The 16904-nt window shown below is 53.4% G+C and carries 20 protein-coding genes; 18 read left to right on the forward strand and 2 right to left on the reverse strand.

Annotated features, from left to right (window positions below):
• Window positions 1-19: 19 nt before the first annotated feature.
• The 11 genes from CXF87_RS19210 to rloA3 all read left to right on the forward strand — a co-directional run bounded on the left by CXF87_RS19210 (window position 20) and on the right by rloA3 (window position 9682).
• Window positions 20-2371, forward strand: coding sequence for a putative monovalent cation/H+ antiporter subunit A (locus tag CXF87_RS19210; RefSeq protein WP_101147807.1), 2352 nt, complete (start codon window positions 20-22; stop codon window positions 2369-2371).
• Window positions 2364-2795, forward strand: coding sequence for a Na+/H+ antiporter subunit B (locus CXF87_RS19215; protein WP_008958991.1), 432 nt, complete (start codon window positions 2364-2366; stop codon window positions 2793-2795). The genes CXF87_RS19210 and CXF87_RS19215 overlap by 8 nt, the downstream gene beginning before the upstream one ends.
• An 18-nt stretch (window positions 2796-2813) precedes the next feature.
• On the forward strand, window positions 2814-3161 hold the full coding sequence (locus CXF87_RS19220; RefSeq protein WP_008958992.1) for a Na+/H+ antiporter subunit C: 348 nt from the start codon (window positions 2814-2816) through the stop codon (window positions 3159-3161).
• Window positions 3158-4762: a Na+/H+ antiporter subunit D gene (locus CXF87_RS19225; protein ID WP_101147808.1), complete on the forward strand. Its 1605-nt coding sequence runs from the start codon at window positions 3158-3160 to the stop codon at window positions 4760-4762. Before CXF87_RS19220 ends, CXF87_RS19225 begins: the two co-directional genes overlap by 4 nt.
• Window positions 4759-5232, forward strand: a complete 474-nt coding sequence (locus tag CXF87_RS19230; protein ID WP_101147809.1) for a Na+/H+ antiporter subunit E — start codon at window positions 4759-4761, stop codon at window positions 5230-5232. Before CXF87_RS19225 ends, CXF87_RS19230 begins: the two co-directional genes overlap by 4 nt.
• A complete protein-coding gene (locus tag CXF87_RS19235) occupies window positions 5232-5501 on the forward strand; it encodes a monovalent cation/H+ antiporter complex subunit F (RefSeq protein WP_008958995.1) in 270 nt (89 codons plus the stop codon). Before CXF87_RS19230 ends, CXF87_RS19235 begins: the two co-directional genes overlap by 1 nt.
• Window positions 5494-5898, forward strand: a complete 405-nt coding sequence (mnhG, locus tag CXF87_RS19240; protein WP_008958996.1) for a monovalent cation/H(+) antiporter subunit G — start codon at window positions 5494-5496, stop codon at window positions 5896-5898. Before CXF87_RS19235 ends, mnhG begins: the two co-directional genes overlap by 8 nt.
• 201 nt (window positions 5899-6099) lie before the next feature.
• On the forward strand, window positions 6100-6279 hold the full coding sequence (locus CXF87_RS19245; protein WP_101147810.1) for a DUF2256 domain-containing protein: 180 nt from the start codon (window positions 6100-6102) through the stop codon (window positions 6277-6279).
• Window positions 6276-7721 carry a DASH family cryptochrome gene (locus CXF87_RS19250; RefSeq protein WP_101147812.1) on the forward strand — a complete coding sequence of 482 codons (1446 nt, stop codon included), beginning with the start codon at window positions 6276-6278 and terminating at the stop codon, window positions 7719-7721. The genes CXF87_RS19245 and CXF87_RS19250 overlap by 4 nt, the downstream gene beginning before the upstream one ends.
• A 92-nt stretch (window positions 7722-7813) precedes the next feature.
• Entirely contained in the window at window positions 7814-9082 is a 1269-nt protein-coding gene (locus tag CXF87_RS19255) for a lytic murein transglycosylase (RefSeq protein ID WP_101147813.1), read from the forward strand.
• 33 nt (window positions 9083-9115) lie between these two features.
• Window positions 9116-9682: a retropepsin-like aspartic peptidase RloA3 gene (gene rloA3 / locus CXF87_RS19260; protein WP_101147814.1), complete on the forward strand. Its 567-nt coding sequence runs from the start codon at window positions 9116-9118 to the stop codon at window positions 9680-9682.
• A 24-nt stretch (window positions 9683-9706) separates the two neighbouring features.
• Here the strand turns inward: rloA3 and CXF87_RS19265 are convergent, their stop codons facing one another.
• A complete protein-coding gene (locus tag CXF87_RS19265; protein ID WP_101147816.1) occupies window positions 9707-10420 on the reverse strand; it encodes a 16S rRNA (uracil(1498)-N(3))-methyltransferase in 714 nt (237 codons plus the stop codon).
• A 135-nt stretch (window positions 10421-10555) separates the two neighbouring features.
• On the opposite strand from CXF87_RS19265, the gene phaR reads away from it, so the two are divergent.
• The 7 genes from phaR (at window position 10556) to CXF87_RS19300 (ending at window position 15116) form a co-directional block, all read left to right on the forward strand.
• Window positions 10556-11062, forward strand: a complete 507-nt coding sequence (gene phaR, locus CXF87_RS19270; RefSeq protein WP_101147817.1) for a polyhydroxyalkanoate synthesis repressor PhaR — start codon at window positions 10556-10558, stop codon at window positions 11060-11062.
• 66 nt (window positions 11063-11128) lie between these two features.
• Complete coding sequence (purD, locus tag CXF87_RS19275; RefSeq protein ID WP_101147819.1) at window positions 11129-12415, forward strand: phosphoribosylamine--glycine ligase; 1287 nt, start codon at window positions 11129-11131, stop codon at window positions 12413-12415.
• Window positions 12416-12494: 79 nt separating this feature from the next.
• Window positions 12495-12935, forward strand: coding sequence for an acyl-CoA thioesterase (locus CXF87_RS19280; RefSeq protein ID WP_101147821.1), 441 nt, complete (start codon window positions 12495-12497; stop codon window positions 12933-12935).
• A complete protein-coding gene (locus CXF87_RS19285; protein WP_008959627.1) occupies window positions 12935-13807 on the forward strand; it encodes a phosphoribulokinase in 873 nt (290 codons plus the stop codon). The genes CXF87_RS19280 and CXF87_RS19285 overlap by 1 nt, the downstream gene beginning before the upstream one ends.
• Before the next feature lie 42 nt (window positions 13808-13849).
• A complete protein-coding gene (locus CXF87_RS19290) occupies window positions 13850-14191 on the forward strand; it encodes a histidine triad nucleotide-binding protein (protein WP_008959626.1) in 342 nt (113 codons plus the stop codon).
• Window positions 14192-14240: 49 nt separating this feature from the next.
• Window positions 14241-14882, forward strand: a complete 642-nt coding sequence (coq7, locus tag CXF87_RS19295; RefSeq protein WP_101147822.1) for a 2-polyprenyl-3-methyl-6-methoxy-1,4-benzoquinone monooxygenase — start codon at window positions 14241-14243, stop codon at window positions 14880-14882.
• Window positions 14883-14957: 75 nt separating this feature from the next.
• Entirely contained in the window at window positions 14958-15116 is a 159-nt protein-coding gene (locus CXF87_RS19300) for a DUF1328 domain-containing protein (protein ID WP_101147824.1), read from the forward strand.
• A gap of 86 nt (window positions 15117-15202) precedes the next feature.
• Here the strand turns inward: CXF87_RS19300 and ettA are convergent, their stop codons facing one another.
• On the reverse strand, window positions 15203-16864 hold the full coding sequence (gene ettA / locus CXF87_RS19305) for an energy-dependent translational throttle protein EttA (RefSeq protein WP_101147825.1): 1662 nt from the start codon (window positions 16862-16864) through the stop codon (window positions 15203-15205).
• Window positions 16865-16904 lie beyond the last annotated feature (40 nt).

Genomic DNA, 16904 nt, shown 5'->3' on the forward strand with positions numbered 1-16904 from the left:
TTTCAGGAGATTTCGCCAGATGCAACTTGCCGTTTTAATGGGGTTTTTGCTGGCCGCGTCGTCACCGCTACTGCATCGTTGGTTTGGGCATCGCACCAGTCTTGTACTGGCGCTTTTCCCAGCAGGGTTAGCGGCCTGGCTGTTACTACAAGCCCCTGAAATCATTGAGAACGGCAGCTTGCTGTTGGAGTGGCAGTGGGTGCCTTCCCTGGGTATCAGCCTTACTTTCCTGCTGGATGGTTTGTCACTTCTATTTGGGCTATTGATCACCGTCATGGGCGCCTGCGTGCTGGTGTATGCCGGTGGTTACTTAAAAGATCATCCCGATATCGCACGTTTTCATATTGCACTCGTCGCCTTTATGGTCTCAATGCTAGGGCTGGTGTTAGCGGACGGGCTATTTACACTGTTTATTTTCTGGGAACTGACCAGTATTACCTCCTATTTACTGATCGGTTTTAATCACGCCGATATTGAAGCACGTAAGTCTGCCCGTCAGGGCCTGTTCGTCACGGTGGCCGGTGGCTTAGCATTAATGGCGGGCCTGGTATTGTTGGGGATTGCGAGCGATAGCTGGTCGCTGGCGGAGATCCTTAGCCAGGAAGCCGACCTGCGTGAGCATGCACTCTACACACCCATGCTGATCTGTTTGCTGCTTGGGGCGTTTACCAAATCGGCTCAGTTTCCGTTCCACTTCTGGCTGCCCAACGCCATGGCCGCACCTACGCCGGTCTCTGCCTACCTTCACTCCGCCACGATGGTGAAAGCGGGCATTTATCTACTGGCTCGCTTACACCCAGAGCTTGGTGGAACGGCGATGTGGGTCGGTATTTTGTCCGTTGTTGGGGCGACGACAATGCTGACCGGCGCGTTCCTAGCGATTCACCATACGAATATCAAAAAGCTGCTCGCTTACTCGACCATCATGGCGTTGGGTACGCTGACAATGTTGTTGGGTATTGGCACTGAATATGCGATGACCGCTTTTGTCACTTTTCTGCTAGCGCACTCCCTGTACAAGGGCGCGCTGTTTATGGTCGCCGGTATTCTTGATCATGAAACCGGTACCAAAGACGTGACGCAGATGGGCGGGCTGCGCTCGTTAATGCCAGTAACGGCGATGATCGCATTGGTAGCGGCGCTTTCACTTGCAGGGGTTCCGCCGCTGTTTGGCTTTATCGGTAAGGAGCTAATGCTTGAGTCTGTGCTAGGCGCCGGTAGCTTCCGTATGCTGTTGGTATTATTCGCTTTTGTCGCTTCCATTTTGACCATCGCGGTGGCCTTTATCATTGCGTTACGGCCCTTTTATGGTAAGCGTCACCATACCCCCCTTGAGCCTCATGAAGCGCCGCTAAGCATGTTAGTGGGCCCTGCGTTACTGGCAGTAGGGTCGCTACTGTTGGGCTTAATGCCAGCCTTGCTAGGCGCTAATGCCTTATTAACGTCAGCTGCCACTTCTGTTTCTGGAGAAACGATGGAGGTGACACTGTCACTTTGGTACGGCATCAATGTGGCGTTGATAATGTCGATCATCAGCCTGGGCGTTGGCTTTTTGCTGTTTAAGCGTTGGGATAGTGTGCGAGCCAAGCTTTCATTACTGGCTCCGATCATGCGCCATGGTCCCGAAGCGGGCTATGAAAGCATGATGAACGGCATTGTGCAGTTCTCTGAGTGGCAAACACGGCTGCTGCAAAACGGCTATATGCGTAACTACATTCTGGTGATGTTGATCACGCTTATTGCGCTGATTGGGAATTCAATCTTGTTACGCCATTCGCCAATATTCGCTTTTGATCTTGATGTCCGTTTCCACGAGGTGGTGGTGGCGGGCACGATGGCAATGGGCGCTCTATTTGCCACAACGACTCGCTCGCGCCTTGGGGCCGTCGTGTCGGTTGGGGTAATGGGTTTCTCTATTGCGTTAATTTTTATTCTTTTCAGCGCGCCGGACTTAGCGATTACTCAGTTACTGGTGGAAACTTTAACGGTGATTTTATTGGTGCTGGTGCTGTTTCGGCTGCCGAGGTTTTCAAATCTTTCCACCAGTCTAGAGCGCATAAGAGATGGTGTGGTAGCCGCGATGATGGGCATTTTGATCTGCTTATTGATTATGACTGCGTGGAGTATTCAGCAGTTTGAACCGATTTCGACGTACATGATTGAGAACAGTGCTCCGCTGGCTTACGGCCGCAATATCGTCAACGTTATTTTGGTTGATTATCGCGCTCTGGACACCCTGGGTGAGATGTTCGTGCTGGCACTCGCAGCGATTGGTGTAATTGCCATGCTTAAGCTGCGTCATGGAGAGAACAGCAATGGCAAGAGCGGGGAGAGCAGTAAAGTGACCACCAAGGAGCCTTACGATGGTTAAGTCAGGCACGATTATTCTCAATACGGCGGCACGGCTGTTGATGCCGCTGCAATTGCTGTTTTCTGTTTTTCTGCTGCTCAGGGGGCACGATGAGCCGGGCGGTGGTTTTATTGCCGGTTTGGTAGCCGCTGGGGCCTTTACGCTTTACCTATTTGCCTTTGGGGTGAGCGCGACCAAAGAAGTGCTGCGGATGGTTGATCCCCGTGACCTGATAGGCATCGGCCTGCTGCTGGGGATGATCTCGGTGGTGCCCGCTTGGTTTATGGGTCAGCCTTTTTTGACTGCCCAGTGGTGGACTATTCCGGTGATTGATTTTAAAGCCTCCACGCCGCTGATTTTTGATATCGGCGTTTACTTTGCCGTGCTGGGCTCCGTGACGGGCATGGTCATGACGCTGATGGAGGTGGATAAGGATGAACCCTGAATTCACAGGAGGCACCGCATGGAACCATTGATGGCAGTGGCAATTGGTCTGCTGTATGCGACGGCCATTTTTATGATGCTGCGTCGCTCTATCGTCAAACTGGTGATTGGTTTGATGCTGCTTTCCAACGCTGCCAATTTGCTGATTTTCACCACGGCGGGCATGACCCGTGGTGCCCCGCCGCTGATTGCGGAAGGTATGATGCAGCCGCCTAGCGGCGTAGCTGACCCTTTGCCCCAAGCGGTTGTGCTAACAGCGATCGTGATTGCCTTCGGGGTACTGGCGTTTGCAGTGGTATTGATTCGACGTGCCTATGAAGTCGTTAAGGCCGATGATCTCGATAAGATGAAGGATACTGATACGTGAGGCCTGAAGTTGCTCTTCCCGTCCTCCTGCCCTTGTTGTCAGGGGCTATCTCGTTGCTGTTTTGGCGCTCGCGACCCATGCAGCGATTCATGGCGGTGGCTGGCAATGTCGCGCTGCTGATAGTCAGCCTGTGGCTGTTTGTATCGACGTTGTCAGATGGCTACGTAACGATGCAGATGGGCAGCTGGCCAGCCCCGTTTGGGATCACCTTAATCGCCGACCTGCTCAGTGCCGTCATGGTCTTGATGACCGCGATTATCGGCTTGGCAATGGGGATTTACTCATTGGCAACCACTGGCCGTGGCCATGAAAAATTTGGCTATTACCCCTTGATGCACCTGTTGCTTGCCGGGGTAACCGGTGCATTTTTGACCGGCGATATCTTCAATCTTTATGTGTGGTTTGAAGTAATGCTGGTGGCCTCGTTTGCGCTGCTGATTCTGGGCGGCGAGCGCGCCCAGATGGAGGGGGCGATTAAGTATGTCACGCTGAACCTGTTAGCGTCGGTGATCTTCCTAACGGCGGTGGGGCTGCTTTATGGGATGGTGGGAACGCTCAACATGGCTGACATTGCGCTGCGCATGGATGAGGCGGAGCACACTGGCATGGTCGAAGTGTTAGCGGTCATGTTTATGGTGGCGTTCGGGATCAAGGCGGCGGCCTTCCCGCTGTTCTTTTGGTTACCTGCGTCTTATCACACGCCACCAGTCGCTGTTTCAGCGCTATTTGCCGGGCTACTCACTAAGGTCGGCGTTTATGCGATGTTCCGTGTTTTCACGCTGATATTCGATCAAACCATGGGCTATCTTCAGGACATTATGCTCTGGGGCGCAGTATTTACCATGGTAACGGGCGTGCTGGGGGCGGCGGCCCAGTATGAGTTCAGGCGCATTCTGTCGTTTCATATTGTCAGCCAAATTGGCTATATGATCTTAGGTTTGGCGCTTTATACACCATTGGCGATTGCCGGGGGTGTGTTTGCCATCGTGCATAATATGGTGGTGAAGACCAATCTGTTCTTGATTAGCGGTATTACCCATCGTTTGCAGGGCACGTACCAGCTTAAAAAAATGGGGGGGCTTTATCGTGAGCGTCCTTGGTTAGCCATTGCTTTCTTTATCTCTGCCTTCTCGTTGGCCGGTGTGCCGCCGCTATCAGGTTTTTTTGCCAAGTTTGTGATTGTTCGCGCGGGTCTGGAAGTTGAGGCCTATGTGGCCACTGGTATTGCGCTGGCGGTGGGGCTAATGACGCTCTACTCCATGGTCAAAATTTGGAATGAAATATTCTGGAAATCGCTACCGGAAGATAATCTGGTACCCGAAACGGCCACGCCGACCGGTGACGATGGGCGGCTGTTAAAGCCAAGTCTGTGGATGATGTATTTGCCAGTAATGGTGCTGGCTCTGTCATCGTTACTGATTGGTGTGTTTGCCGAACCGATTATGTGGGTAATGACCGGCATTGGTGATCAGTTGCTTGAGCCTCGCGGGTATATTGAAGCAGTGCTGGGCGCTTCAGCCAGTGCCGAAGATGTGCTGCTGGATTCAGCTGCCGCCAACGATGAAGAACCTAAGGCTGACGCCGGGGAGGAGTTGCCATGACCGGTGCTATTTGGAACCTGCTGTTAGGATTAGCCTGGGTACTGTTGAGCGGTGATTTCAGTGGGCTGAATCTCCTTGTCGGCTTAATCTTCGGCTATATCACTCTGGTGCTAATTGAGCCTCAGCTGGATGCCCTGAAAGGTTATCCTGCTCGCGTGCCGCGCTTGATCGGTTTTATCGGCTTTTTTCTAAAAGAACTCATTCAGGCCAACTTACGTGTCGCTTTCGATATCGTGACGCCACCTTGGCATATGAAGCCGGGGGTTATCGCTATGCCGCTTTCCGCCCACACCGAAATGGAAATTACCATGGTGGCCAATCTGATTTCATTAACGCCGGGAACGCTTAGCCTGGATGTGTCTGATGACCGTAAGGTGTTGTATATCCATGCGATGTTTTTAGACAATGAAGAGGAGTTGCGGCGTAATTTAAAAGAGATGGAGCACCGGGCCCTGGAGCTGTTTCGCTAATGGATACGGTTATTCTGATCAGCCAAGTCATCATGAGCCTGGCGCTTATCCTGACCTTTGTTCGTGTCGTTCGTGGCCCGAGTCTGCCCGACCGCGTGGTCGCATTGGAGCTTTTTTCAACCACTGTTGTTGGGTTGGTTGGGGTGTATGCGATCAAGTCGGATGTTGCCAGCTTCCTGGATGCCGCCATTGTGATTGCCTTGATGGGGTTCTTGGCGGCGATAGCGTTTGCACGCTTTTTGGAAAGGGGAGGCCCTCGGGATGATTGATTTCATAAAAGGCACGCTCATCATCGCGGGCGCGCTATTTATACTGCTTGCCTCGGTAGGCCTGCTGCGGTTGCCTGATTTGCTAACACGGATGCACGCGACCACCAAAGCGGCGGCGTTAGGCGTGATTTTGGTTATGCTGGCTGCCGCTATGCACTTTGCAGAAGTAGGCATTGTGGCCCGTTCGTTTGCCATTATTGTGTTTATTTTGATGACCGCACCCGTAGCGGCCCATGTTATTGGGCGAGCTGGTTACTTTGTCGGTTCCAAGCTTTGGAGTGGAACGGTCAAAGATGAATTGCGCCCTAACTACGACCCATTGACCCACGAATTAAAAAGTGGCCTGGAAACGCAGGAAAATGCCAAGCGCCAGCCAAGGGAAACAGACCCCGATTAAAGCTGACGGCACCAATCCTGTCACCGCCAGTGAATAACCGCCATTGAGCCACCCGCGGTGGCTTTTTCATATCCTCTGTTTAATAAACCCCGTTATTTTTATACACACTGGTAAAAACTTAGCATGTACAATAATTATACCGTATAGGATAATGTGTCTATGTTTTGAGGCGTCCTACATGCTGCGCGTGAGTAATGTTCAATGCACCGCAAACAACATTTGTCGCAAAAAACCTGCGTTCAATGCGAGCGTCCTTTCTTTTGGCGGAAAAAATGGGCGCGCTGCTGGGACGAGGTGTGCTACTGCAGCGAACGCTGCCGTCGTAGTGCTAAGCAGTCAAAGCGCTTGGCATCAAAGCACCCCAAGGAGGCACAAGCATGAACAGCACGATCGATATTGTCTGGCTGCAAGACGACCTGCGTATTGCGGATAATCCTCTTTTTCACTTTACCGCTCGTCCTAGCTACCTGCTTTGTCTCTTTGTCGTGGATGAGCAGTGGTTGGCGCCTCTTATAGAGGGCGAATCGACGCCGCGAATCGGGCCAGCCCGATTACGCTTTTTATGGCAAAGTTTGATGGAATTGCGCGGTGAGCTTTTACAACGCGGCAGTGACTTGTTGGTACGCATTGGTAAGCCGAGTAACGTTGTCATCGAGTTGTCTGCCTCGCTTAATGCCCGACAAATACGCGTTGCCGAGCATCCTGGGGTTGAAGAAAATGCTCATATCCAAGCGGTTGTAGAAGCGCTGCCTAGTGAAACAACCGTTACGTGTATGGAAAGTGGACGTCTTTTTGAACGCCACGCACTGCCTTTCGAGCAGGCGGCATTACCCGAAAGCTTTTCTGCTTTCAGGCGCAGCGTAGAGCAAGAATGTACGGTGCCTGAGAATCGCTGCGCACCGGTAACGCTGCCCCCCTGGCCTGAAGCCCCCAGAGGGTTTCCACCCCTAAAAGCCGTTTGTGAACAGAGCGCCACTTGGCAGCCCGATAGCCGTCAGGGTTATGCGTATCGGGGCGGTGAATCGGCGGCACATATGCGCCTTAACGATTACATTTGGCGTCAACAGGGCGCAGAGACGTATAAGAAAACCCGCAATGGCTTACTGGGCGCGAATTTTTCAACTCGCGTTTCCCCCTGGCTCGCCCGCGGCTGTCTATCGGCGCGCCAAGTGTATGCAACGGTGAAGGCGTGGGAAGCGGAGCACGGCAGCACTGAGTCGAGTTATTGGATTACCTTTGAGCTACTGTGGAGGGAGTATTTTATCCGTGTCGCTGAGCTGGAAGGGGCGAAGATGTTTGGCTCTCGTCAACCAGCCACGCCCTGTGCCGCTTTTGATGCCTGGCGAAATGCTACCACCGGGCTGCCGTTTGTCGATGCCGCGATGTTAGAGCTGCGCCACACTGGCTGGTTATCCAATCGCGCCCGGCAAAACGTGGCCAGCTTTTTGGTGAAAGACTTAAAAGTGGATTGGCGATTAGGCGCTTTATGGTTTGAGCACTGCTTGGTTGATTACGATGTTGCCAGTAACTGGGGTAATTGGCGTTATATTGCCGGGGTAGGGCGGGATCCACGACAGGATCGCTATTTTAATGTGCTTAAGCAGGCAGGCCATTACGACCCACAAGGGCTGTATGTTGCACACTGGTTGAAACCGCTCGAAAATTTCCCCCCTGGTTTAGCACGCCACCAACCATGGCGTGTCAATGCTCTCGCGTTTAAGGCGCCTTATGTTGAACCCGAACAGTGGGCGCAATGGTTAATTCCTTACCAAGAAGCGGTTACAACAGCCAAGCCGCCTATATTGACTATCGTTACAAAGTAACCTTCATTGATGACCAGCCGTGAAGGCTGGCATCTACGACTTTTCTAGGCCATCATCCCAGGCATGCCAAGGACTGCCTAAGGATATAAATGATGTCTCGTAATTTCTCTGCTGGGCGACCATTCCGCCCTTTAGTATGTGCCTCGTTCATTGCCGCGTTAAGCACTCCTTTTGCAGGCAGTGTTGCGCTCGCCGACTCTCAATTGATGACAGAAGTAGATACTCAGGCCGCTACTGAGGTTAGTTATGCAAGCTTTCAGCAGTGGCTTCAGGAGTTTCGTCAGTATGCCGCCAATCAGGGAATCAGCGAAGCAACCCTGAGCAGTGCACTGGATGGCGTACGCTTTCGCGAGCGGGTTATCGAGCTCGACGGTTATCAGCCCGAATTTGTCCGCGCTATCTGGGAGTACCTTGATACTGCGGTGTCTTCTACACGGGTTAATACCGGGAGGGAGAAGTTCGCGGCCCACCGGGATACCGCGCTGCAGATGCAGCAGCGCTTTGGCATCCCTGCCGAAATTATCGTCGCTATCTGGGGAATCGAGAGCAACTACGGCAGTAATTTCGGCGATTTCTCGACCTTGGAATCCCTTGCCACACTGGCTTATGACGGCCGACGTCGTGACTTCGCTCGCGGGGAACTACTCGCTGCCTTGCGTATTATCGATGAAGGGGATATCGCCGCCGAGCAGATGAAAGGCTCTTGGGCAGGGGCGATGGGCCATACCCAGTTTATCCCCAGCAGTTTTGAAGCCTATGCCGTGGACGGCGATGGCGATGGCCGTCGCGATATCTGGGGCAGTATCCCCGACGTTATGGCATCAACGGCTAACTATCTTGACCGGGCTGGCTGGCAGGCCGGTCAGCCGTGGGGAGTCGAGGTGCGTTTGCCAGAAGGCTTTGATTATGCCCAGACCGAGCGACGCAGCAGCGCCGAATGGCGTTCTCAAGGCGTAGAGGCGCGGCAGGGCGAGTTGCCAGACTTTGATAGTGCGGCCATGGTTATTCCCGCTGGCGCTGATGGTCCTGCCTTCCTAGCAGGCGCAAATTTCCGCGCCATTTTACGCTATAACAATGCGACCAGTTATGCGTTGGCTGTTGCAACTTTGGGTGATGCGATCGCCGGGCGTGATGGGATACAGCATGCCTGGCCGCGGGATCAGCAACCGCTTACCCGTGACGATGTTCAAGAGCTTCAGCGGGGCCTAAACCGCGTTGGTTACTCCGTGGGCGGCGCGGATGGCGTAATGGGGCCCAATACACGCCAGGGGTTGCGGAACTTCCAGCGAGATCAAGGGTTAATACCGGATGGCTTTGCGACGCAAGCACTGCTTGAGCAGTTACGCAGTCATTTAGAGTGATCAGGTTAAATCGAATTTACCAAGGATGATGTTATGCAATTAATGGGCAAAAAGTTACTAGAAAAGTTACTAGGCAGTGTGTTGATGGGAGGCTTGCTCTCTGCCTCCGTGGCAATGGCCGATGACGATCAAGTATTTGGCTGGGTTGAAAAAGCAACCCTGCAGCCCTGGGATATTGAGGTGAAGGCCAAGCTCGATAGCGGCGCCTTAACCTCCTCGCTGGATGCGCGGGATATTGAGCTGTTTGAGCAAGATGATGAAGAGTGGGTACGCTTTCGTTTAAAGCTTGAAGATCAGGCGAGTGGTGAGGTCTTCAGTGATCAAATTGAGCGTCCGCTCTATCGAGAATTAGCAGTGCGCGGAGCCGGCGGCCGCGACGAGCGCCCTGTGGTGCTGCTGGAAGTCTGTATGGGCGACACTATTTATGAAGAGCAATTCAGTCTGCGCGACCGCGAAGAGATGAACTACCCGCTACTGCTGGGCCGCCGTACGATTAGCCACCTTGGCATGCTAGATGTGCGTGAAACCTTCTTGCAAGATCCTGACTGTGGGGAAAACGCGACCGTTGTGCCCCACGACCCAGAAGATGATCAATCTTAACCACTTACACTGGCATTTGCTAAGTTAAAACAGCCGTGACAGCAGTGCGGTCACGGCTGTTTCGACGCGTAGAATGCGCGGACCAAGGTGCATGCCCTCACAACCCGCCGCCAGCAACTGCTCGACTTCCCACGCTATAAACCCTCCCTCTGGCCCTACTAATAACAAGGTAGGTTCGCTGATATTTCTTGGGCAGGGATCAGGCATGCCAGGGTGGGCTACCAATCCGCGTCGGTTGCCCAGTAAGTCAGGTAGTTGCTGCTCCAGAAATGGACGAAAGCCTTTGCTCAGCGTGACAGTAGGTAGCTGTGTATCGCGTGCTTGTTCCAGGCCTAATAGTAGGTGTTGATGAATTTTCTCAGCGCGTAACTCGGGTGACTGCCAGTAGCTTTTTTCTACCCGCTTGGTATGCAGTAAGGTGATCTCTTTCACACCCAGCGCCGTTACATGCTCCAACGTGCGCGCTAGCATCCGTGGGCGGGGGAGTGCTAGCACCAAGTGAACGGGAAGTGGCGGCGGCGGTGGCTCATCAAGGGCTTCCAGTTGGAAATAGGCGCGTTCCGGCGTCAGTTCCTTCAGCAGCGCTTTACCCATGTTACCACCCTGTACACCAACGGTTAGCAGGTCGCCGGGGGTCGAGCGATGGACATCGCGCAAATGGGTCAGGCGACGTGGGTCGGTGATGTAGACGTGGCCGTCGGCGGTAAGATCGCTAGGATCAAGCAAAATCAAATTCATAATGAGGGTCTATTGGTCACAGAACAGGCGCAGTGCGTCTTGCTAAACTATTAAGGTGGCTTGCATGGACGCGTGGTGCAGGCACAATACCAGTAACGGGAACAAAAGCCCCTATCGCGTTTAAGGAGATGCGCCGTGCGCGTGATTCGCAAGTATGCTAACCGTAGGTTGTACGATACGCAGCAAAGTCGTTATGTAACGCTGGAAGACCTGCGCCGTTTAATTATCGAAGAAGAGCCATTTCGGGTAGAAGATGCCAAAAGCAGGGAAGATCTGACGCGTACTATTTTGCTCTCTATTATTATCGAGCAGGAGCAAGCGGACAGCGAAGCAGAAGTGTTTTCTAACGACCTGCTGGCGCAATTAATCCGCGTTTACGACATGACATCACCGTTGCCGCTGTCGCGCTACCTAGAACAGGGCACTCAACTGATGTTAGAGCAGCAAAAACGTTTGCAAAGTCAGTGGAAGCAGGCGATGCGTAACACGCCGTTGGAATTTATGCGCGAGTTAGCTGAAGAAAATATGCGCTTTTGGCAAAACACGCTGAACCAGCCCGGTCAAGCCGATGAGTCAGAAGATACAACGCAGACTGAGAGCGATAACCGCGACACCGACGATGATAACAAACCTACCTCCTGACCCCACTCGCCGCTGCGCTGTGGCATAATGCCGCCGATAAAGCTCTCCCGTTTGAGAAGGATGCACATGAAGGTTTTGATGATAGGCGGCGGTGGTCGTGAGCACGCCCTGGCTTGGAAATTAGCGCAATCTAAACAGGTTGAACAAGTATTTGTCGCGCCTGGAAACGCAGGCACCGCCACGGAGCCTAAGTTAACCAATGTGGCGATTGCGGCAACCGATTTAGAAGGTCTGATCGCCTTTGCCCGTGATGAGCAGATTGGCCTTACCGTGGTAGGCCCTGAGGCGCCTTTAGTAGACGGTGTGGTCGATCGTTTTCAAGCAGCAGGGTTAACAATTTTTGGCCCTACGCAGGCGGCTGCCCAGTTGGAAGGTTCCAAATCCTTTACCAAGGATTTCCTGGCTCGTCATGAAATCCCTTCAGCGGACTATCAAACCTTTACTGAGGTACCCCCCGCGCTGGCCTATCTGCAAAAAATGGGTGCGCCGATAGTGATCAAGGCGGATGGACTGGCTGCGGGTAAAGGCGTCATCGTAGCCCTTAGCGAGGCCGAAGCAGAGGCCGCTATACGCGATATGCTGGAAGCCAATGCGTTTGGCGATGCAGGCGCTCGGGTGGTGATTGAAGAGTTCCTAGAGGGTGAAGAGGCGAGCTTTATTGTCATGGTGGACGGTGAGAATGTCGTGCCTATGGCGACTAGCCAAGACCATAAACGTGCCTACGATGGTGATACCGGCCCGAATACGGGTGGTATGGGGGCTTATTCGCCAGCACCGGTGGTTACCCCTGAGGTTGATGCGCGCATTATGGAGCAGGTTATTCTGCCCACCGTGCGTGGCATGGCTGCCGAGGGCAATGCCTATACGGGGTTCCTGTATGCAGGCTTAATGATTGATGGCGCCGGTAACCCTCGCGTTATTGAGTACAACTGCCGCTTCGGTGACCCTGAAACCCAGCCGATTATGCTGCGCTTGCTTTCTGACCTGGCGGAGCTTTGCTTGGCGGGTGCCGAAGGCCGATTGGCCGGGCAGCGTTGCGAATGGGATTCGCGTGCGGCGGTAGGCGTGGTATTGGCTGCTGGGGGCTACCCTGGCAGCTATCGCAAAGGCGATGTTATCCACGGCTTAGCAGACGCTGAACAGACGGGTTGCAAAGTGTTTCACGCGGGCACAGCGCAAAATGCCAAGGGTGAAATCACCACGGCAGGCGGTCGTGTGCTGTGCGTAACAGCGTTAGGTGATAGCGTTTCAGAAGCGCAGCAGCAAGCGTACCAAGGCGTTCACGCGATTCACTGGGAAGGCGTTGAGTGTCGACGTGATATCGCGTTCAGAGCGATTGCTCGCGAGAGGTAAGTAAGCCTGATGCTGAGCTAGCTCTGAATGCATACGCCGTTTAAACCGAGGTTCCCTACTTCACTGACGAGGAAAAGGCATGGAGCGTGTCAAGCTGGACTTTCCCGCTGAAGCGGTCATTCATCGTCACTCTCTGACAGTGCGGGTAACCGATATGAACTACGGCCGCCACTTGGGGCACGATGCGGTGGTATCGCTGCTCCACGAGGCGCGTATTCAGGCCTTTGCGGCGCTGGATCTGCCTGAATGGGACATGCACGGGCATCCATCGGTCGTCGCCGACCTTGCGATAACGTATCAAAGTGAAGCACGCTGGCCCGACGCTTTGATCATTGCGACTGCCGTGCCTGAGCCTCAAGGTACAGCGTTGACAGTTTATCAGCGCATTTATCAGGCAGATTCCCAGCAGGTTGTCGCGACAGCACGGGTTAATCAACTGCTGATTGATCTTGCTACGGGTCGTCCTGTTGAGGTGCCTGAGCAGGTTAAACAAGCGCTTGCACATGCGAGGAGCGGCTGATGTCACGGGAGTATCCGATCATTGCGGTCACCGGCTCTTCTGGGGCGGGCACGACCACCGTTCGGCGCAGTTTTGAGCGGATGTTTCTGCGTGAAGATGTGCATGCAGCCGTGGTTGATGGCGATGCCTTTCACCGCTACACCCGCGATGATTTGCACCGTATCTTCCGGGAGGAGCCCGAGCGCAAAGATGAGCTTTCTCATTTTGCAGTAGAGGCTAACTTACTGGACCGCCTGGAAGGCTTGTTTAGCGAGTATGGCGAACACGGTTCAGGTACCTTTCGGCACTATATCCACGCCGAAGATAAGCAGAAAATTGAAGCGGGCTACCGGGTGGGGACGTTCACCGAGTGGCAATCGCTGCCCTGTGGAACCGACCTGCTGTTCTATGAAGGGCTGCACGGCGGGCTGGTGACTGAAGAGTATGATATTGCCCGCCATGTGGATCTTTTGGTAGGCGTGGCACCCACAATGAATCTGGAGTGGATTCAAAAAATCGACCGTGACACCAAACTGCGTGGTTATTCACAAGAAGCGGTTATTGACACTATCCTGGGCCGGATGGATGACTATGTCCGTTATATCCAACCGCAGTTCTCGCGCACCCACATCAATTTTCAGCGGGTGCCTACTGTTGATACCTCCAACCCCTTTGAAGTGCAGGATATTCCCACCGACGCTGAGTCGTTTGTGGTCATCCGCTTTCGAGATCCCTCCACGGTTGATTTCCCTTGGCTGCTGGCGATGATCAAAGATTCGTTTATGACCCGCCCGCATACCTTGGTGGTACCCGGCGCGCGGATGTCGCTGGCCATGGAGCTCATACTTGCCCCTCTGGTCAGGCATCTACTGGCGCAGCGGCGCTTCCGTTAATCGTGACCGTCAGCATTGGCTGAAAGCCGTAAGGAGAGTTATATGGATTGTCTGTTTTGTAAAATCATCAAGCGCGAAATCCCTGCCGATATCGTTTATGAAGATGAGCATGTGTTGGCGTTTAACGATATTGGCCCTCAGGCGCCGACGCATCAGTTGATCATTCCCAAAAAGCATATCGCTACACTCAATGATATCGATGAAACCGATCTTGTGACGGTAGGGCGGCTACAGTTTACTGCCGCCAAGCTTGCTCGTGAGCAGGGCTTTGCTGAAGATGGCTATCGTGTGGTTATGAACTGCAACGAAATGGGCGGGCAAACGGTCTACCATATCCACATGCATTTAATGGGTGGACGCGCTTTCACGTGGCCTGCTGGTTAGTCTAAGTAGACCGCTATCGTCACCCGTCATCAAACAACGGAGTGTTGCCATGGATCGTCAACAGAGTCGTTCAGATCGCGTCATCCACCAGTTTGATACTGTTTTACGTACGCTAATGCCTCACGCGGCCGCATCGCAGCGCACCAGCCCTGCAGTGGGTGTTGTCGATGGCGTGCTCGATGATCAAGAGCGCCGCCACGCGGCGGGTTTGATGCGGATTAATCATACCGGTGAAGTGTGTGCCCAAGCGCTTTACCAGGGGCAGAGCGTGACCGCTAAACTTCCTCATGTGCGTCAACAGGTTGAGCAGTCTGCACTGGAAGAGATCGATCATCTGGCCTGGTGTGATGAGCGTTTAGTGCAGTTACAAAGCCGACCCAGCTATTTAAACCCGCACTTTTATGTAGCCTCGTTTGGCATCGGTGCAGCGACTGGGGCAGTCAGTGATCGTATCAGTTTGGGGGTTGTTGCCGCGACGGAAGAACAGGCAAGCAAACATCTTGATGCTCACCAAAAATCGCTACCCCCCGGCGATTATCGCTCACGAGCTATCCTACGCCAAATGGCTGTTGATGAGGCGCATCACGCCCATCTTGCTTTAGAGGCAGGGGGCATTCGTTTTCCTGCCCCGGTGAAGTGGGGCATGCGACTGGCATCGAAAGTCATCTCTAAAAGTGCCTATCACCTTTAAATTCTAATAGACGCCGCATAATGGAGTGTGCAGCAAACCCCTAAGGGAAGCGATAACCAAGGAAAGGAGCAAAGGATGCTAGGCAATGCAGTGCTGTTTTTCATCATTGCGATTATCGCGGGAGTGGTTGGCTTTTCTGGCATTGCCGGGGCTGCTTCGACCATTGCGCAAATACTGTTCGTGCTATTTTTAATTCTGTGTATCGTTTCATTTCTTACTGATCGCAGACGTTAGGCGTTTACTGACATCAGCGCAATTAAAAAGGCCCCGCAGTGCGGGGCCTTGGCTATCAATATCACGCGTCAGTGTGAGGCAAGCTATCAGGCATCAATGCGCTTGTACTTCATACGCTTAGGCGTATCGTTGCCGACTCGCTTTTTATGATCTTCTTCGTACTCTGCGTAGTTGCCTTCAAACAAGACCACTTCAGAGTCACCTTCAAAGGCCATAATGTGCGTGGCGATACGGTCTAAGAACCAACGATCGTGCGAAATCACCATGGCACAGCCGGGGAAGGCGAGTAGTGCGTCTTCCAGTGCCCGCAGGGTTTCGATATCCAAATCGTTTGACGGCTCATCAAGCAACAGCACGTTAGCGCCTTGCTTGAGCGTTTGCGCAAGCTGTAAGCGACCACGTTCACCCCCGGAGAGCTCCGATAAACGCTTCTGCTGGTCGTTACCCTTAAAGTTGAATCGACCCACATAGGCGCGGGAGGAGACTTCGTAGCCGTTAATATTCAGGATGTCCTGACCATCCGATACGGCTTCCCAGACAGTTTGCTTGTTGTCCAGCGCATCGCGTAACTGCTCGACATAGGCGATGTCGACGGTTTCGCCAATCACAACCTCGCCTGCATCGGGCTGCTCTTTACCGGTAATCAGCTGGAATAGGGTCGACTTACCTGCGCCGTTACCGCCGACGATCCCCACAATCGCACCCGGGGGAATCGTGAAAGAGAGGTCTTGATAAAGCAGCTTGTCATCGAAGCGTTTGGTCACGTTATGAAACTCAATGACCTTGTCGCCTAGGCGTGGACCAGGCGGAATATAGATTTCATTGGTTTCATTGCGCTTCTGGAAGTCGCCTGACTGCATTTCTTCAAAGCGGTTAAGACGCGCTTTGCTTTTTGCCTGGCGGCCTTTGGCGTTGCTGCGCACCCACTCAAGCTCTTGCCTGATGGCTTTTTGGCGCGAGGCTTCCTGCTTGGCTTCTTGGTTTAAGCGCTGATCTTTCTGCTCAAGCCAATGAGAGTAGTTACCCTCAAACGGGATACCCTGACCACGGTCAAGCTCAAGAATCCAGCCCGCCACGTTATCCAGGAAGTAACGGTCGTGGGTAATCGCCACTACGGTACCGTTGTAGTCGTGCAAGAAGCGCTCAAGCCAAGCCACTGATTCTGCATCAAGGTGGTTGGTAGGCTCATCCAGCAGCAGCATGTCAGGACTTGAGAGCAACAGGCGACATAGTGCCACCCGGCGGCGTTCACCCCCTGATAGGTTGCCGACTTTGGCATCCCAAGGAGGAAGGCGCAACGCTTCAGCGGCAACGTCCAACTTGCGTTCTAAGTTATGCGCATCGGCCGCCTCGATAATATTTTCCAGCCGCCCCTGCTCGCTTGCCAGGGCATCAAAGTCGGCGTCTGGCTCGGCGTAAGCTGCGTACACCGCGTCTAACTTCTCTTGTGCTTCTTTAATTGCCCCTAGCGCTTCTTCGACGGTGTCGCGGACGTTTTTCTCGTCGTCTAGTTCCGGCTCCTGGGGAAGGTAGCCAATATTGATGCCGGGCATCGGACGAGCTTCACCTTCAAACTCTTTATCGACACCGGCCATGATGCGCAGCAGTGTGGATTTCCCCGAACCGTTAAGCCCCAATACGCCGATTTTGGCACCAGGGAAAAACGATAATGAGATATCCTTGAGAATTTGCTTTTTGGGCGGCACTACTTTGCCAACCCGATTCATGGTGAAAACGTATTGCGCCATGGAGATCCGTTAGGTTGTTGATAGAAAAAAGCGACAGCAG

Origin of the sequence: Halomonas sp. MES3-P3E (genome assembly GCF_002836035.1) — a bacterium.
GTDB lineage: Bacteria > Pseudomonadota > Gammaproteobacteria > Pseudomonadales > Halomonadaceae > Vreelandella > Vreelandella arctica.

Bases quoted from the DNA above. Each gene is read 5' to 3' on its own strand.
- CXF87_RS19210 (WP_101147807.1), top strand. From the start codon at position 20: ATGCAACTTGCCGTTTTAATGGGGTTTTTGCTGGCCGCGTCGTCACCG.
- CXF87_RS19215 (WP_008958991.1), top strand. From the start codon at position 2,364: ATGGTTAAGTCAGGCACGATTATTCTCAATACGGCGGCACGGCTGTTG.
- CXF87_RS19220 (WP_008958992.1), top strand. From the start codon at position 2,814: ATGGAACCATTGATGGCAGTGGCAATTGGTCTGCTGTATGCGACGGCC.
- CXF87_RS19230 (WP_101147809.1), top strand. From the start codon at position 4,759: ATGACCGGTGCTATTTGGAACCTGCTGTTAGGATTAGCCTGGGTACTG.
- CXF87_RS19235 (WP_008958995.1), top strand. From the start codon at position 5,232: ATGGATACGGTTATTCTGATCAGCCAAGTCATCATGAGCCTGGCGCTT.
- mnhG (WP_008958996.1), top strand. From the start codon at position 5,494: ATGATTGATTTCATAAAAGGCACGCTCATCATCGCGGGCGCGCTATTT.
- CXF87_RS19245 (WP_101147810.1), top strand. From the start codon at position 6,100: ATGCACCGCAAACAACATTTGTCGCAAAAAACCTGCGTTCAATGCGAG.
- CXF87_RS19250 (WP_101147812.1), top strand. From the start codon at position 6,276: ATGAACAGCACGATCGATATTGTCTGGCTGCAAGACGACCTGCGTATT.
- CXF87_RS19255 (WP_101147813.1), top strand. From the start codon at position 7,814: ATGTCTCGTAATTTCTCTGCTGGGCGACCATTCCGCCCTTTAGTATGT.
- rloA3 (WP_101147814.1), top strand. From the start codon at position 9,116: ATGCAATTAATGGGCAAAAAGTTACTAGAAAAGTTACTAGGCAGTGTG.
- CXF87_RS19265 (WP_101147816.1), bottom strand. From the start codon at position 10,420: ATGAATTTGATTTTGCTTGATCCTAGCGATCTTACCGCCGACGGCCAC.
- purD (WP_101147819.1), top strand. From the start codon at position 11,129: ATGAAGGTTTTGATGATAGGCGGCGGTGGTCGTGAGCACGCCCTGGCT.
- CXF87_RS19280 (WP_101147821.1), top strand. From the start codon at position 12,495: ATGGAGCGTGTCAAGCTGGACTTTCCCGCTGAAGCGGTCATTCATCGT.
- CXF87_RS19285 (WP_008959627.1), top strand. From the start codon at position 12,935: ATGTCACGGGAGTATCCGATCATTGCGGTCACCGGCTCTTCTGGGGCG.
- CXF87_RS19290 (WP_008959626.1), top strand. From the start codon at position 13,850: ATGGATTGTCTGTTTTGTAAAATCATCAAGCGCGAAATCCCTGCCGAT.
- coq7 (WP_101147822.1), top strand. From the start codon at position 14,241: ATGGATCGTCAACAGAGTCGTTCAGATCGCGTCATCCACCAGTTTGAT.
- CXF87_RS19300 (WP_101147824.1), top strand. From the start codon at position 14,958: ATGCTAGGCAATGCAGTGCTGTTTTTCATCATTGCGATTATCGCGGGA.
- ettA (WP_101147825.1), bottom strand. From the start codon at position 16,864: ATGGCGCAATACGTTTTCACCATGAATCGGGTTGGCAAAGTAGTGCCG.